This is a genomic window from Gracilibacillus boraciitolerans JCM 21714 (assembly GCF_000521485.1).
Classification (GTDB): Bacteria; Bacillota; Bacilli; order Bacillales; family Amphibacillaceae; genus Gracilibacillus; species Gracilibacillus boraciitolerans.
Window position 1 is genome coordinate 1 of record NZ_BAVS01000033.1, and the last position, 15,689, is coordinate 15,689.

At 33.2% G+C, this 15,689-nt stretch carries 16 protein-coding genes, 1 pseudogene and 1 riboswitch; of the genes and pseudogenes, 16 read left to right on the forward strand and 1 reads right to left on the reverse strand.

What is annotated here, in order from left to right:
- Positions 1-150 precede the first annotated feature (150 nt).
- Entirely contained in the window at positions 151-1,263 is a 1,113-nt protein-coding gene (locus tag JCM21714_RS14950) for an MFS transporter (protein WP_369403618.1), read from the forward strand.
- A 446-nt stretch (positions 1,264-1,709) separates the two neighbouring features.
- On the opposite strand, the gene helD is transcribed toward JCM21714_RS14950, so the two are convergent.
- The gene (helD, locus tag JCM21714_RS14955; RefSeq protein ID WP_052000786.1) at positions 1,710-3,968 is read right to left on the reverse strand and encodes an RNA polymerase recycling motor HelD; all 2,259 of its coding nucleotides are present in this window, start codon (positions 3,966-3,968) and stop codon (positions 1,710-1,712) included.
- Between the two features lie 102 nt (positions 3,969-4,070).
- On the opposite strand from helD, the gene JCM21714_RS24870 reads away from it, so the two are divergent.
- The 15 genes and pseudogenes from JCM21714_RS24870 to JCM21714_RS23210 all read left to right on the forward strand — a co-directional run bounded on the left by JCM21714_RS24870 (position 4,071) and on the right by JCM21714_RS23210 (position 15,646).
- Positions 4,071-4,466: a class I SAM-dependent methyltransferase gene (locus JCM21714_RS24870; RefSeq protein WP_439644484.1), complete on the forward strand. Its 396-nt coding sequence runs from the start codon at positions 4,071-4,073 to the stop codon at positions 4,464-4,466.
- Complete coding sequence (locus JCM21714_RS24875) at positions 4,463-4,696, forward strand: hypothetical protein (RefSeq protein WP_439644485.1); 234 nt, start codon at positions 4,463-4,465, stop codon at positions 4,694-4,696. The genes JCM21714_RS24870 and JCM21714_RS24875 overlap by 4 nt, the downstream gene beginning before the upstream one ends.
- A gap of 343 nt (positions 4,697-5,039) precedes the next feature.
- Positions 5,040-6,056, forward strand: a complete 1,017-nt coding sequence (locus JCM21714_RS22145) for a methyl-accepting chemotaxis protein (protein ID WP_235182935.1) — start codon at positions 5,040-5,042, stop codon at positions 6,054-6,056.
- 19 nt (positions 6,057-6,075) lie between these two features.
- Positions 6,076-6,711, forward strand: a pseudogene (locus JCM21714_RS22150) (methyl-accepting chemotaxis protein); the annotation flags it as partial.
- A gap of 136 nt (positions 6,712-6,847) precedes the next feature.
- Positions 6,848-8,035: a PAS domain-containing protein gene (locus JCM21714_RS14970; RefSeq protein WP_035725542.1), complete on the forward strand. Its 1,188-nt coding sequence runs from the start codon at positions 6,848-6,850 to the stop codon at positions 8,033-8,035.
- Entirely contained in the window at positions 7,981-8,520 is a 540-nt protein-coding gene (locus JCM21714_RS14975; RefSeq protein ID WP_052000788.1) for a GGDEF domain-containing protein, read from the forward strand. The genes JCM21714_RS14970 and JCM21714_RS14975 overlap by 55 nt, the downstream gene beginning before the upstream one ends.
- Positions 8,521-8,745: 225 nt before the next feature.
- Positions 8,746-9,009 (forward strand): metal-sensitive transcriptional regulator, encoded by a 264-nt coding sequence (locus tag JCM21714_RS14980; protein WP_035725544.1) that lies wholly within the window; start codon positions 8,746-8,748, stop codon positions 9,007-9,009.
- A gap of 66 nt (positions 9,010-9,075) precedes the next feature.
- On the forward strand, positions 9,076-9,441 hold the full coding sequence (locus JCM21714_RS14985; RefSeq protein WP_084040878.1) for a rhodanese-like domain-containing protein: 366 nt from the start codon (positions 9,076-9,078) through the stop codon (positions 9,439-9,441).
- A 90-nt stretch (positions 9,442-9,531) separates the two neighbouring features.
- Positions 9,532-9,618, forward strand: a riboswitch (cyclic di-GMP riboswitch).
- 115 nt (positions 9,619-9,733) lie between these two features.
- The gene (locus JCM21714_RS14990; protein WP_035725546.1) at positions 9,734-11,026 is read left to right on the forward strand and encodes a hypothetical protein; all 1,293 of its coding nucleotides are present in this window, start codon (positions 9,734-9,736) and stop codon (positions 11,024-11,026) included.
- Positions 11,023-11,280 carry a diguanylate cyclase domain-containing protein gene (locus tag JCM21714_RS23195; RefSeq protein ID WP_035725548.1) on the forward strand — a complete coding sequence of 86 codons (258 nt, stop codon included), beginning with the start codon at positions 11,023-11,025 and terminating at the stop codon, positions 11,278-11,280. The genes JCM21714_RS14990 and JCM21714_RS23195 overlap by 4 nt, the downstream gene beginning before the upstream one ends.
- 13 nt (positions 11,281-11,293) lie before the next feature.
- On the forward strand, positions 11,294-11,557 hold the full coding sequence (locus JCM21714_RS23200; RefSeq protein ID WP_268748370.1) for a GGDEF domain-containing protein: 264 nt from the start codon (positions 11,294-11,296) through the stop codon (positions 11,555-11,557).
- Positions 11,558-11,577: 20 nt separating this feature from the next.
- Positions 11,578-12,501: an ABC transporter substrate-binding protein gene (locus tag JCM21714_RS15005; protein ID WP_148295061.1), complete on the forward strand. Its 924-nt coding sequence runs from the start codon at positions 11,578-11,580 to the stop codon at positions 12,499-12,501.
- Positions 12,476-12,880, forward strand: a complete 405-nt coding sequence (locus JCM21714_RS15010; RefSeq protein ID WP_035725553.1) for a type 2 periplasmic-binding domain-containing protein — start codon at positions 12,476-12,478, stop codon at positions 12,878-12,880. The genes JCM21714_RS15005 and JCM21714_RS15010 overlap by 26 nt, the downstream gene beginning before the upstream one ends.
- A gap of 220 nt (positions 12,881-13,100) precedes the next feature.
- A complete protein-coding gene (locus tag JCM21714_RS23205) occupies positions 13,101-14,585 on the forward strand; it encodes a PEP/pyruvate-binding domain-containing protein (protein ID WP_268748366.1) in 1,485 nt (494 codons plus the stop codon).
- Complete coding sequence (locus tag JCM21714_RS23210) at positions 14,570-15,646, forward strand: PEP/pyruvate-binding domain-containing protein (protein WP_268748367.1); 1,077 nt, start codon at positions 14,570-14,572, stop codon at positions 15,644-15,646. The genes JCM21714_RS23205 and JCM21714_RS23210 overlap by 16 nt, the downstream gene beginning before the upstream one ends.
- The last annotated feature ends 43 nt before the right edge of the window (positions 15,647-15,689 follow it).

Consider the following 15,689-nt stretch of genomic DNA (forward strand, 5'->3'; position numbering starts at 1 on the left):
AAAAACTCACTCCTTAAAAAAGGGGGGGTGAGTTTTTAGTTCATTCTGAATTTTAAATCGAAACGGTTGCAAGTATATCTGCATTATGTTTATACTATGATAGTTTGATAAGACAAAATTAGATTGTTTTCATCTAGGGGGGGTGTACAAATGCTTTCTAAATTAAAAATATTTAATAGAATTTATTATGGATGGTTTATATTAATTATTGGAGGTTTTGGTATATTTTTCTCCGGCCCTGGGCAAACGTATTCTAATTCTCAGTTTATCGATCAATATATAAATGATTTTGGATGGTCTAGATCTGAAGTTTCAGCTGTATACTCCGTTGCTACCTTAATTGCAGGTTTTTCCATGATTCTTGTCGGACGTTTTATCGATCGTTTTGGCCAGAGATCCATGATGGTTATAATTGGAATTTTGTTTGCGATGGCCTGTTTCTTTAATAGTATTGTGTCTACTATTTGGATGTTAGCTTTTGGTTTCTTTTTAATAAGATTACTCGGACAGGGTAGTATGTCATTAATTCCTAATACACTTATTGCCCAATGGTTTGTAAAAACACGTGGTAAAGCCTTTAGTTTAATGACATTGTTTTCTTTTGCGAGTGCTATGGTATTTCCAATTATAAACACGTGGTTAATAAGTAGTTGGAACTGGCAAGTAGCATGGCAATTTTGGGGTGTAGTGCTTCTGCTATTTTTTGTCCCGTTAGCTTTTTTTGGTGTTAAAGATAGACCCGAACAAATTGGTTTAGAACCAGATGGCTTTAACATTAAAAATAAAGATCACTCCTCTATTCCACTTATACCAAAAATTAAAGAAGCAGAAGAAGATTGGACATTAAAGGAAGCAATGAAAACAAAGGCATTTTGGGCTATTCTAATTTGTGTTGGACTTCCTGCAATGGTAAATACGGGAATTCTATTTCATATAACCTCGATTTTCAAATCAAATGGTCTTTCCTTAGAAGTAGCAGCAATGGTTCTAAGTTTGATGGCGATGGTAGGTATTCCAATGTCATTAGCTTCAGGATTTATCATTGATAAAATAAAAACCAATTATGTATTGATAGCGATCTTTGTCGTGGAATTCATGGTTTTATGTTTGTTACTGATCACAAATAACTTTGGGTTAGCAATATTGTTTGGAATTCTTTGGGGCATTGCCGGAGGGTTAGAACGAATAGGAGTAACGGTGATTTGGCCTAATTACTTTGGAAGAAGTATATTGGCAGTATCAATGCAGTCGGTGTTACAGTAGGGATAATTGGCTCAGCATTAGGCCCATTACCATTTGGAGTAGGCTTTGACATGTTTGACAGCTATGATCCTGTTATTGTATTGGCCCTAATTTTTCCAATAATAGGGATCATAAGTGGGATTATTGCTAGAAAACCACAGAAAAGGATTTTAAAAAACTGACTTTTAATTAAGTCAGTTTTTTATAAGTAATATTTATAGTAGACAGCAGGATTTGTCGTATGATCTTACCAATACAGGCTTCACAGAAGTAATTAAACGTTTTATGGGAATTCACTCTTTTTTATTGGAATATTACTTCTCTTCACTAGAATAAATCTAAGCTTCACGGAAATATCATTAAATCCCGTGAAGCCAGTAATAATTCCCATCAACCACAACATAATTACAGTGAAATGGATCCGATAGCTATACTTTAAGTATTATAGTATGTCCTGTCAATTGAATCTAATTGAAAGGCAGCCTGCTCTTTACTAATGAAATATAATCGATGCATGCTCTGGTAATCGCCACATAAAGTAATTTTGTTTCAAGCTCATTTGTATTATATCTTGTATTCATATTGACTAGAATCGCCACATCAAATTCTAATCCCTTTGCTAAATGTGCAGGAACGATCACGATATTTTTACTCATTGCTTCTTTTCCCTGTAATAGCTGTACCTCGAATGTTGAATCATTATTAAATTTATGGGTTAATTCTTCTGCTTCTTTCTCAGTTTTTGTAATAAATGCAATGGATGTATAGTTATGTTGATTAAGCTCATCAATCAGTTGAGTACATCGGGAAAAAATTTCTTCATCTGTCTTACATTCCAGCATCTGAGGCTTGTTATCATGTCTTACAACTGGTTCAGCTAAGGGCAGATTATTGGCTTGGTTCATTAATAATTGATTTGCTAAATCCATAATTTCAATTGTCGTACGATAGCTTTTTTGTAATGTGATATAGTTTGCCTTTGGAAGTAAGTGATTAAGAATATCCTCCCAATTATTAGTTCCACGGTATTGATGAATACCTTGTGCTAAGTCACCTAATATGGTAAAAAGCCTAGTTTGATTTGCAATTGCTAAGGCACGATACTGAAATAAACTGTAATCCTGTCCTTCATCTATAACAATATATTTCATTTTAAAATCTTCTGGTATACCAAAGAGTTTCGCTTGCAGATATAAGATACCAGCTAAGTCTTCAGTTTCGAACTGATTTTTTTTAACTGTTTCTGCAGTTTGTTTTAGAATGAGATCTATTTCTGATTCGTCTAAAATGTCCTGACTATATTGTTTAAATAACTTTTCGTCAGTGAGCAGATTTTTATAGTAGTCGATACTACTATGTTTTGGAAACTTACGCATATATTGTGAGATTGTTTTGAAAGTTTCCGCTTTTACTTCTTTGAGACGTTGTTCTTTGTTATCAAGCAATGTGATGCTATGTACTTTTCTTTCCTCAGCATCCTGATATTTAAATAAGATGGATTCGTATTTCTCTTCAAACTTTTCTTCGATTTTATCTATTATTTCTTTTTTCTTACTTTTAAATTCTTTTTTAAGCAACTGGTTTATTTTTTCTTTTCGTTGATCGATTGTTAAGTAACGGTAATCCTTTAAAAATAGTTTCTGGATTTTTTTATAAGAGAAAAACTTAAATTTACCTATATATAAATCTTCCTTAGGTACATAGTTTTTAATGATGTCTATTAAGTATTCCTTCATCACACTTTCATATTTAATCGATCCTTTTAATTGTGAAACAATGATTGTTTCTTCTTTATTTTCGCTAGTCGTCTCCAGCAAATCTTTTAATTTTAACGTGGAATCAATCATATTAATTTTTGTTCTAATGCATGCTTGTACATATTCGTTATAAGTAGTTTGTGTTATTTTCTCTACTCCTAAATCTGGTAAAGCCTGGCTAATATAATCAATAAACATATTATTGGGAGCAAGAATCATTACTTTATCAGGTGACAATTTATCTTGGTACTGATAAAGGAAATAGGACAAACGGTGTAATGCAATGGTTGTTTTCCCACTACCTGCTACACCCTGTACAATCATAGGTTTTTGAAGGTCCTGTCTAATAACCCTATTTTGTTCTTCTTGAATCGTTGCTACAATATCATTGAGACGTTTATCTGATTTCTCTGATAAAGATTTTTGTAAAAGCTCATCACGAGATGTAACGTCAATATCTCTGATTTCTTCAAGATCGCCTTCTTCTATTACATATTGACGTTTGAGATTGAGATCACCAAATCGTTCTCTTTCCTCTGCCTGGTAGGATACTTGTCCTAAGCGACCATCATAATAAAGGTTGGCAACGGGTGATCGCCAGTCCACTACAATTGGTTCCTGATTATCCTTACGATATAATGAAAATTTTCCAATATAATATTTCTCAGGCATGGCAGAATCAGCTGGGATGAAATCAATCCTTCCAAAATAAGGATTTTCCTTCATTTTTATTAACTGTCGTAAGTCACCTTGAATCATATCTAATAAACGAGAGTTTGTTAATATATTTATATAGCTCAAACTACTGTCAAGATAATCTAAATTAGTAAAAGCATCTTTAATATTTTCTTGAACTTGATCTTTCGATGTATGAGCTAATTCTAAAATGGATTCCATGTAGTCTTTCGTATAAATCAGACGATCTAATTCTTCTTGATAGTCGGGGGGGTGTTTTTTCAGTTTGCTCAAATTGTTCTCTCCTTTCACTTCTTCTATATTAACGAAAACATAGTAAAAAAACAAAGAAATATGTTATGATATTAACGAATTAAACTAAAAGTGGTGATTAAAATGATTGAAGATACAGGAGAAAGAATTATTCCAGAAAATATGAAGATTACAAATGAGCTGCTTATCGAACATTTAGCCCGTTATCATTTCTCAGTTCCTCATACATATGGAAGGGTCTTAGATTTTGCTACTGGTGTCGGATATGGCGCACTTATAATGGCAAAAAAATGCAAGAAACAGATAGAAGAAATAATAGGGGGGGTAGATATTGATCCAGACGTTATTAAATATGCAAAAGGTCATTATTACCATCCGCTATCACATTATCAAATAGAAGATGTAACAGATCCTGATTTGCCTGAGAAACTTGGTCAATTTGATGTCATCCTCAGTTTTGAGACAATTGAGCATATTGAAAACGAAACACAATTCATGAAAATATTGATCAATTATTGAAACCTGGAGGAACGTTAATTTTATCCACTCCATTTGGTGAAGGTAAAGGAAAGCCATGCGGTTCTCCATTTCATGTTCATCAAATGACAAAAACTGAATTTATGAGTATGTTTGATGATTTTGAAAGCTCAGAATTTTATTTTCAAAGAGGCGCATTAATTGAGCCGGTCGCAACAGCTCAACTCGAGCACTATCCACTTGGAATAGTAATAGCAAAAAAGAGGTCATGACAAAAGTGATTTTTCTCAAAGTAATATCCGAACGATAACAAATTCTATGATTAGGATTTGCTATTGTTCGGATTTTTAATTGTTTAAGAAGAAGTTTTAGTTTAGTAATAGGTAATGTATTAAGGAATAATGGATTATAGTAAAATTACTTATAGTAATGGGTAAATATTCATGATAGAATAGAATGATAAAAACAGAAAAAATATAAGGGGGGGACAATGAAAATGCAGAAGTTTCGACAAATTAAATACAAATTACCCATTCTTATGATTTTACTTTTAATCATACCGATAAGTGTAGTAGGTATATCTCTTATCAAAAAACAGAAATATTAGAAAAAGCCATGATTCAGAAAGATGACATAATTGATCTTCAACCCAAATATGAAAAAACCTTTGAGAAGTATGAAGATTTTCTTACCTCCCTCACTAATTCAGAAGCATTACACTATGAAAAGGTTTCGACCTCTGATTTAGAAGAATCAACGGCAGACAATATGCCAATCTTAAACAATCCCAAACTCACAAATTACTATCAAAGCTTTTTATCGGAGCAAGTAACTGATCAAGAATATATTATTAATCTTTATTTTGGTACGAATAGTGGGGCAATGTATTTACATAATATTCCTGAAGCAGATGTTGATCTAACGACATATAATGCAAAGGAAACGGATTGGTATAATAAAGCTGTATTATCAAGTGAAAATGTTATTTGGACAGATCCATATATCGATCCAGCAAGCGAAAAACCAACTATAACATTAGCAAAAGCTATTTTAAATGAATCAGGCGCAATATTGGGAGTAGCGGCTATCGATTTTGATATGTATTTACTTGCGAAAAATATGCGCCAAGACGTATTAATCACTATGATTGTTACGATGGCGGTTTCCATCCTAGTAGGCTTAGTTATTGTTATTTTATTTGTAAGATTAATGAATTACAATATAAGTGTTATAAAGTCAGAATTAATTAAGCTTGCTAATGGCGATCTCAGTGGTGATAAAATAAGTGTAAAAGGCAAAGATGAATTTAAACAATTAGCTGATGCGATGAATCAGATGAAAGATAATTTATATGCGATGATTAATAAAGTAATGATGGCTACAGGTAAGGTCATGCAGCAAAGTAGTTCACTAAATCAATCCTCCGATCAAGTAAAAGAAGGTAGTGAACAGATTGCTGCTACAATGGAAGAGCTGTCTTCAGGCAGTGAATCACAGGCTAATCACGCATCAGATTTAGCTATTGCAATGGAGGAATATAGCAAGAAGGTTAAACTAGTTGCAGAATCTGGAAGTCAAGTTGCTGACGAATCTCAAAATGTTGTAAACCTCAGTCAGGGGGGGACGAGATGAATTAGAGCAATCAGTCAAACAAATGCAAACAATTTTTGGAATGGTACAATCTTCTTATCAGAAAGTAGTCGGTTTAGATAAACGGACGGAAGAAATTGATAAAATTATTGTTGTTATAAAGGAAATTGCAGAACAAACGAATTTACTCGCTTTAAATGCAGCAATCGAAGCGGCTAGAGCAGGAGAAGCAGGAAAAGGTTTTGCAGTAGTAGCAAATGAAGTACGAAAACTTGCAGAACAAGTTACGGATTCAATATCAGATATCACTAGTTTAGTAGCTAATATTCAAGAAGAGTCTGGACAAGTAGCTGAATCCTTAGAATCTGGTTTTAAAGAAGTGGAAAAAGGTTCTGCTCAAATTGAAATAACAGGTAAAAGTTTCGAACAGATTAATGGTTCCATTTCTGATATGGTGATAAAAGTGAAAGAGATTGTATCTAGTTTAGAGGAAGTTAATGAAAACAGCATAGATATGCATAAGTCGGTAGATGAAATTGCTGCAGTTAGTCAAGAATCTGCAGCAGCAGTTGAAGAAACTGCTGCTTCCGCAGAACAAACAAATCATTCAATGGAAGAAGTATCAAATAGTGCTAGAGAATTAGACGTATTAGCAGAAGAATTACAGGAACAAATTGAAAAATTTAAAATTATATAAAAAAACAGGCCTAATGCCTGTTTTTTTATAGGTCTATAATCATATTTATTTTTTAGAATATTCAGTATAAAATAGAAAAGATATATAATAATTAAAATTTGCCAAATTTCTACAAGAATAGAAAGAAGGTATTCAATTGATTCGTGGAAGTGAAAGTCTGCTATACGATGCAGTATATGCTGGAATTCAAGATCAAGTATATGTGATGAAACCTGCTGAGAATACCTATGTCTATGAATTTTTAAACGAATCAGCTAAAAAGGCAACAGGATTATCAGATCAGGTTATTGGTCAAACCTTTGAGGAAGTCTTCTCTCAGAACATAGCTTCTGTCCTTATTACTGAATATGATAAGGTAATGCAAAAAAAAGATATTATAATATACGAAGATGAATATGTTGTTGATAATCAAACAAGGCACTCAAATATTACCTTATCACCGATCTTAAATAAACAAGGCAATGTAGATGTAATTGTAGGTGTCGTAAAAGATATTACAAACCAAAAAAATGCAGAAAGAGAATTAAGTCATTTATGGAACGAATTGAATAAAAGCAAAAAACGCTATCAATCTTTATTTAAAGATAATTCTGATGCAATTATTTCCTTTGACTTAGAGGGTAGAATAACAAATGGTAACCCACAAGTGCAAGATATTACTGGATTTAAACCAATAGAACTGATAGGGAAAACGTGTAACGCTATCTTGGACGAAGAAAGCACAGCAAAACTTCTTAATTTAATTAATCAACCTAGTTCAGGGAAAACTGCACAGCTTAATGTCGAAATTACTAACCGTTCAAATCAGATAAAATCTGTATCTGTGAAGGTAAGTCCATTAATACTGAATCAGAAGATTCAAGGCACTTATGCAATTTTTCATGATTTAACTAAAGAAATAGAAACAATAAAAAAATGGGAAGAAAGTGAAGAACGATTTCGGATCATTGCCGAGCATGCGCATGATATGATTAGTCTCCTTAATTATCAAGGACGAATTATATATGCTTCTCCCTCTTATAAACGCATTGTAGGTTTCGATAATCAGGAGTATACTGGAAAGATATTTTTATACCATATTCATCCGGAAGATCAAGAACGATTACAGGAAATTGTGGTGAACTCTATAAAGAATGGAACACCATTTTCTTTGCAGACAAGGCATTACACCATGGATGGTTCATATATTTGGGTAGAAGCGAATGGTGCACCAGTTTTGATAAAACAGATAATTTTAAACACATGGTCGTCTTGGCAAGAGATATTACAATGCAAAAGGTGTATGAGAAACAATTGGAACATAATGCTACGCATGACTATTTAACAGGTTTACCGAATAGACGATTATTTAAAAGTAAATTGACAGAACGTCTATGTCATCCTTCTTCGGATTCACTTGCGGTATTAATGCTTGATATTGATGATTTTAAGTCTATAAATGATACGTTTGGTCATGACATAGGTGATGCTGTCATTGTTGAGTTTGGAAAAAAGGTTTCACAATACTTAGGTGATAATGATATCGTTGCAAGACTTGGAGGCGATGAATTTATTGTATTGCTATATAGTATCAGCTATGCTGAAAAGGCAGAACAATTTGCAAACAATATAAAAGAAGTAATGAAGAAGCCATGGGGGGGATTAGAGATCGGAAATATAGATGTTACGACAAGTATAGGAATTACAATTACTAATTCAGAGGATAATAAAGATGCTTTCCAATTAATGAAACAGGCGGATATAGCACTTTATGAGGCAAAAAATGATGGTAAAAATGGATTTTACATCTATCAAGATGATACGGTCTAATACTCTTTTTCATCTCTGAATAGAAGTAAGTGTATGTTCTGAGTAGATTTCTTTGTTAGTGCTCACATATCCTAAGTAAGAAGATAATCTCATCAATTATTATAACGATGGTATTTATTTGTAAACCTAGATAGTTGACTATATACCTAACAGGGTATAAAATAGAAACTAAGAAAAGTTATTTTGGAAGATGAAGTTATTAACGTAAGAAAGGGTGTCATCATCATGGATTATGATACAAAAGTTATAAATAGAATGAAGCGAATTGAAGGACAAGTTCGTGGTCTGATAAAAATGATGGATGAAGGCAAAGACTGTCGAGATGTGGTGACGCAAATGTCAGCGGTGCGAAGCGCAATAGATCGAACGGCAGCTCTTGTTGTAAGCTCCAACTTAGAAAGATGTATTCGTGAAGAAAAAGTGAATGGGGGGGAAACATCAGAAGATTTGATAAAGGAAGCAGTAAATTTATTAGTGAAAAGCAGATAAAAAAGCCGGTAAAGTAGCAACAATATTTAGCCTGTAATATATTAATAATGTGCTGGAGGGACTGTTATGAAAGAAATTCAGGCAACAGAATTGGCTCAGAAAATTAAGAATGGGGGGGAAAAGGTAAATGTGATTGATGTAAGAGAAAACGATGAAGTGGCTCAGGGAGTGATTCCAGGAGCAAAACATATTCGTTTAGCAGAGATCCCTGAACGTTTAGATGAAATAGATAAGAATGAACATCACTACATGGTATGTCGCTCGGGCGCACGCAGTGGTCGTGCCTCCGAATTCTTAGAAGCTAATGGTTATGATGTAACAAATATGGCTGGTGGCATGCTGGCATGGATGAAGAAACAGAGAAACCAGAATAGTAATAAAAAAAGTAATTCCATAAAGGGATTACTTTTTATTGCCTTTAAAAATAGATGATCTGCTATTAACAGTTTATTAAATTTAATTAGGAATATAGTTTTATATGGTGGTAACTTATGTTAAAATAAATGATATAATAGTACTATATAAAGACAAAGGCAAATCTGTTGAAAAATAGAGACGCAAAACCACAGATCTAATGTGATAAAACACGACGATGGCTGGGTTACCTGATTATAATATCCGGGAATCCTATACATATTTGTATGGGCATATTTGTATAATTATAAATTAATTTAACAATATGTGAGAAGTTAATCCTTTACATAGAAATTGAGGAGAGAAAAACATGCGCAATATTTTTAATAGAAAAATAGTTATTTTTATTGTTGTACTTATACTTTCTGTAATTGCGCAGTTTTTTTCTGTTTCTCTGATTTTCGGTCTCAGTATTAGTTTTGCGCCTATTATATACTTTTCATGTATTCGGATATTTGGCTCCCGCTTCTCACTATTATTAGTAGTAATGATGTCCATTGTAACTTATTATCTGCATTTTAATAATTTGTCTGTATTTTTAAGTATTGCTGAAGTACTTGTTATTGGATGGTTTTATAGCAAAAAAGCCAAAGATTTATTTACATGGAGCTTTGTTTATTCCCTAATTATATTTGCACTATATCTTATCATTATTACATTATTAGTTGATTATATTAGTATCCCTCAGACGGTAACTAATTTCTTGCTGTTACAGACGGTTACGGCTACATTATTCTCTGCTTTAGTTGCTGATATTTTTTATGATTATGCTCCTTTTATTCCAAAGCTTAAATATTTTTTTAAAGCAAGTCGTCGTGTCTATTTTGGACAGGTAATTGCTCACTTACTTATCTTTTTCGCTGTCTTCCCTATATTAATTGTAATACTTGTAACGAGTCAAGGTATGGAACAAAACATGATGCAAGAGTATCAAAACGATTACCTGCGATTAGAAAGCCGATTACAGACTAAAATAACCGAAATGGACTCAACTGAGATACAAAATCATGAATTAGATTCTCTATTAGAAAAGGCAAAAATAAAGTCAATGCTTCAGGATTATATTGGTCTCACAGATAAGAGGATTTATATGTTAGATCAAAAAAATCAAGTATGGCTAGATATGCATAGCGAAAACACAAATATACCAGACTTAAATGAGATAAAACAAGGATATGTAAAAAAAATACACTCTGATGGATTTATTTGGTTATCTACCAATAGTAATCATTTATTTGATTGGTATCGGGCTTATTATATTGCGGAAACTTCCTTTTTAAATAAACAAACCTTTTTAGTTATTCCAACTTTTTATTTGGTTAACGAAGTCATAGAGAATCTTTTAGATTATTTAATTTTTGTATTATTTGTCCTATTTGTATCGCTAGTATTTGGTATGATTGTCAATCATGTGCTTTCTAAATCGCTGATTCGTCTTACACAATTAACAAGTGATTTACCTGAAAAAATGGAAAGGCAGGAAACGTTTTATTGGGATGACACTAATATTAATGAGTTTTCGACATTAGGTGACAATATTAAAAAAGTTGCTAATCAACTGCAATCGATGTTTTTGGAAGCTAAAAAGAAAATGATTTGTTGACAGCTAGAACTAATAAATTAATAGAGTCTGAATCCAAATTATATCATTTAGCACATTATGATACTTTAACAGACCTTCCGAATCGCTATTCTTTTCAGATAGATTTAAAGGAAATGCTAGAGTCTTCACAAGCTGAAGGTAAATTCGCGATTATATTTATAGATTTAGATCGATTCAAACAGGTTAATGATACATTAGGTCACAGTGGCGGTGATCTGTTATTAAAAGTTCTCGAAAAGACTAATAGATTTTGAACATGGTCAACCAATTGCTTTTTATCGCCTTGCAGGGGATGAATTCGTTGCTATTGTCGAATTAACGACAGAAGATGAAGTGCATAACCTTTGTAAGCAGATTCTTAGTATTATTAATCAGCCAATCATCATTAGTAATGAAAAAGTAATGTTAGAAGCTAGTATTGGTATCAGTTTCTATCCGGATAATGGCGATACAGTAGATGAATTACTCCATCATGCTGATACTTTAATGTATCAACAAAAAGAAATACATCATCAACAACTAGATTCCTAAATACATAGGAGGTAAACAAATTGAGGAACTTCAAAATAATGGTAATTGTTATCTTTTTAATTCTGTTAATGGGGGGGTGTCATGCAGCAAATATTACACCTTTTAAGGAATCATCTCTTGAATTGACATCAAGAGAAGAAGAGGAACAGCAACAGTCATCAGATCATTTAGTGGTGTGGACTCATCAAAATATTTTTGAAAATTCACTTCCACGTTATAAGGAAAAGTATCCAAATATTCAAGTTGACATTGTAACTGAAAAACCACAAAATCTAGTAGAAAAGTATCGTAAAAGTCTTATTTCAGGAGTGACACCAGATCTATATGTAATACCAGATGACGTTTTAGGTGAATTCTCGGGAATTACTGGTTTTGAGAATTTAAATGAAAAACCATATTATGATAAGGCTTTTTTTGCTAGTCGACCTAAAGGATTACTAAATAATTATATCGACTCAGAAGATAAAATGTACGCCATGCCATTATTATTTTTCCCCTATGTAACTTATTATCGCGCCGATATACTAGAGGAAAACGGTTATCCATCTGATCCGTATCATTTATCAATTTTTTTAAATAATCGTGATAATTGGATGAAGTTGGCCGAAGACTTGCAAGTTAAACAACAATATATAATAGAATCTGAACAAATGATGTTAGAGATGATTTTAAGAACGAGTAGTTTTTTAGATGAAAATTATGATTATGTGGGTAAACATGAAGCTTTTCAAACCATCACCAATGCAGCAACAGATGTAGTGGATAAAGGGCTTAGTCCACATTTAAATATTTGGCATGAACAAGGGCAAACTGCAATTAATAACGATCAATTAGTCATGTTTCAAATGGCGAGTTATGTGAAAGATTCTTTGAAAGTATGGGCTCCAGATCAAGCTGGTAAATGGGGGAATTACGACATTGCCCTTTCATTTATCAGGTGTTGATAAACCATCAAGTATGTCAATAGCTATTTCAGATAAAAGTTCGAATAAAGAGTTGGCTTGGTCTTTTGCTAAAATGATGTCAAATGATATGTTTAACATTTACGAAAGTGCCGAGAATGACCCCCCCTATTATATTAATGAAGATTTAAAATCTATATATCTATCCGCCATGGACAGGGATTCTATAGGGAAGCCACAGCCAATTGATCAGCAGATAAAGTTTATATGGGATGTAGCCATGAAAGAGTTCCAGGATGGAAAGGAAATGAATCGAGAAGCAATTAATAAGGTGCACTACGATGTGCAAGAACGGATTAAGTATGAGCAAAGAGCATTAAAGCAATCCATACATGAAATTGAAAAAGCGGACAGTGATTAGTTTTCATTGTCTGCTTTTTTTAATAAATGAAACGTTCCTTTTGTACAAAATCATAAAGTATAACTAAAGTAGTATATATTAAAGCTTATGGTATCCTTATCAATTTCTATGATCATAATGATGCTAAATCGATATAGGTTTATCTTATAATGATGTTATAATTAGAATATAAAATATTTAGTGAAATTTATTATATAATTGGTTGGTGGTTAGCGTGGAAATGGAACTGAAAATATCGACAGGAATGCCTGGATTTGATGAGACAATTGACTCTCTGAGATTAGGTGATAATGTCGTATGGCAAGTGGATCATATTAACGCCTATAAAGATATCATTACTCCGTTTATTCGTACAGCATTATCAGCAAATAGGAAAGTTGTATATGTGAGATTTGGTGATCACGAAGCATTAGTAGACGATCAAAATGTTATCCAATATACTATTGATGCTAAAAAAGGATTTGAAAGCTTTGCCACATCAATTCATCGCTTAATTGAAAAGGAAGGATTTAAAACGTTCTATGTTTTCGATAGTTTAACGGACTTACTAACGAGCTGGTCTTCTGATTTGATGATTGGTAACTTTTTTAAAGTCTGTTGTCCCTATCTTTTTGAACTTGAAACTGTTGCCTATTTTGCTATCAATAGAAATGTACATACGTATAGCACAATTGCACGGATTCGAGAAACAACACAAGTTCTTTTAGATTTGTATGAAGTAGAACAAAAGCATTATATCCATCCCTTGAAAGTTTGGCAAAGATATTCGCCAACGATGTTCTTTCCACACTTAATTGAAGGAGATCGTGTCAAAAGTATCACGTCAAGTGCTGAAGCTTCAGCATTATTCTCCAATATAAATCGAGTGGAAGAACGCATGGATTATTGGGATGTTATTTTTTCACAAGCAAAGGGAGATTTAGCAAAGGATCAAAAAACGCAAGAGAAGACAAAAAGACTGTTGATGTCTCTTCTCATTGGAGAAAAATCAAGAATGCTTGATTTATGTGATCAATATTTCACACTTAAAGATATTTTAGGTATTGCTTCTCGCGAAGTCGGCACAGGCTTTATTGGTGGTAAAAGTGTCGGAATGTTGTTATCCAGAAAAATTTTGAAACAGGATTCTAAACAGCGATTCGCGACATATATGGAGCCGCACGACTCCTTTTATATTGGTTCAGATATTTTCTATACCTATATTGTTCAAAATGGCTGGTGGAAGGATCGTGTTAATCAAAAAACGAAGAAAGGGTATTATTCCTATGCCCGTGAACTTAGAGAAAAACTTTTAAAAGGAGAATTTCCATCTAATATCAAGGAACAATTTGTTCAGGTCTTAGAATATTTTGGTCAATCACCTATTATTATTCGCTCTAGTTCCTTGTTAGAAGATAATTTTGGTAATGCATTTGCCGGGAAATATGATAGCGTTTTTTGTGTGAATCAAGGTACACCGGAGGAACGATACCAAGCATTTGAAAATGCAATACGTACGGTCTATGCCAGTACGATGAATGAAGATGCGCTTGAATATCGAATGAATCGCGGTTTATTTGAGAAAGACGAACAAATGGCTATCCTTATTCAACGTGTATCTGGGGGGATCATTATCAGGATAATTTTTTCCCGCACATTGCTGGAGTTGGTAACTCTTCCAATTTATATGTATGGGATAAGAGTGTTGATATGGATGCCGGGATGATTCGGCTTGTATTCGGATTAGGGACTCGGGCGGTAGATCGTACAGTCGATGATTATGCTAAGATCGTTACATTAGATCAGCCAACGCGAAAACCACTTATGCATATGGATGACTTGAAAAAATTTTCGCAACATGGGGGGGTAGATGTCTTATCAAAATCGAAGAATCAGTTAACAAGTGTTAAATTAGACGAAGCTATTGCAAATGTATGGGACGTGGAGCGAAACTTGTTTGCTTCGATTGATACAGAAACAGCTTTCCGCTTAAAGGACTTAGGGTATAAAAATATGCCAACACCTTATATTCTTGATTTTAAAAATTTGCTAAAAAATTCTAGTTTTCCAACTGTTATAAAAGAAATGTTAGAAGAAATATCAACTGTTTATGACTATCCAGTTGATATAGAATTCACGGCTAACTTTCGCGATAAAGATAATTATCAAATAAATATTGTGCAATGTCGACCTTTGCAAACCAAAGGATTAGGAAAGTCGGTTGCCATACCTGAGGTGGGACCAGATGAACCATGTTTTATTCAAACAAAGGGTAATTTCATGGGAGGAAATGTCCGCTTACCAATTGATTACTGTGTCTATGTTGATATGGATGATTATCTTGCATTAAATGAACAAGATAAATACACTGTAGCACGGACAGTTGGCAAAATTACTCGAGATTTAAAAAATGAACGTGTATTTTTGGTAGGACCTGGCCGTTGGGGAACCTCCACTCCCTCGTTAGGTGTTCCTGTTCATTTTTCCGAAATTCAACATGTTGATGCGATATGCGAAGTGTCATCCCAAGCAAAAGGATTTATGCCTGAGTTATCGTATGGAAGTCACTTTTTTCAGGATATAGTAGAATCAGATATATTCTATGTCGCTATATTTGATGGAGAGAAGGACGTGCGTTTTGAGCCTTCTTATATAAAGGAACAGAAAAACTTATTAAGTCAGTGGGTGGAACAACCTAAAGTAGCAGATCAGGCTATACATGTAGCGAAAGTATCTGATATGGAATTGCTTTCAGATATAGTAAAGCAACAACTCTTGTGTAAATAATATAGATTAATCTGGAAAGCGATTCAAGTATGAGAACAAAATA

What these genes read in the sequence shown, in the direction of transcription:
- JCM21714_RS14950 (WP_369403618.1), top strand. Translation starts at nt 151, where the DNA reads ATGCTTTCTAAATTAAAAATATTTAATAGAATTTATTATGGATGGTTT.
- JCM21714_RS24870 (WP_439644484.1), top strand. Translation starts at nt 4,071, where the DNA reads ATGATTGAAGATACAGGAGAAAGAATTATTCCAGAAAATATGAAGATT.
- JCM21714_RS22145 (WP_235182935.1), top strand. Translation starts at nt 5,040, where the DNA reads ATGATTCAGAAAGATGACATAATTGATCTTCAACCCAAATATGAAAAA.
- JCM21714_RS14975 (WP_052000788.1), top strand. Translation starts at nt 7,981, where the DNA reads ATGCAAAAGGTGTATGAGAAACAATTGGAACATAATGCTACGCATGAC.
- JCM21714_RS14980 (WP_035725544.1), top strand. Translation starts at nt 8,746, where the DNA reads ATGGATTATGATACAAAAGTTATAAATAGAATGAAGCGAATTGAAGGA.
- JCM21714_RS14985 (WP_084040878.1), top strand. Translation starts at nt 9,076, where the DNA reads ATGAAAGAAATTCAGGCAACAGAATTGGCTCAGAAAATTAAGAATGGG.
- JCM21714_RS14990 (WP_035725546.1), top strand. Translation starts at nt 9,734, where the DNA reads ATGCGCAATATTTTTAATAGAAAAATAGTTATTTTTATTGTTGTACTT.
- JCM21714_RS23205 (WP_268748366.1), top strand. Translation starts at nt 13,101, where the DNA reads ATGGAACTGAAAATATCGACAGGAATGCCTGGATTTGATGAGACAATT.
- JCM21714_RS23210 (WP_268748367.1), top strand. Translation starts at nt 14,570, where the DNA reads ATGGATGCCGGGATGATTCGGCTTGTATTCGGATTAGGGACTCGGGCG.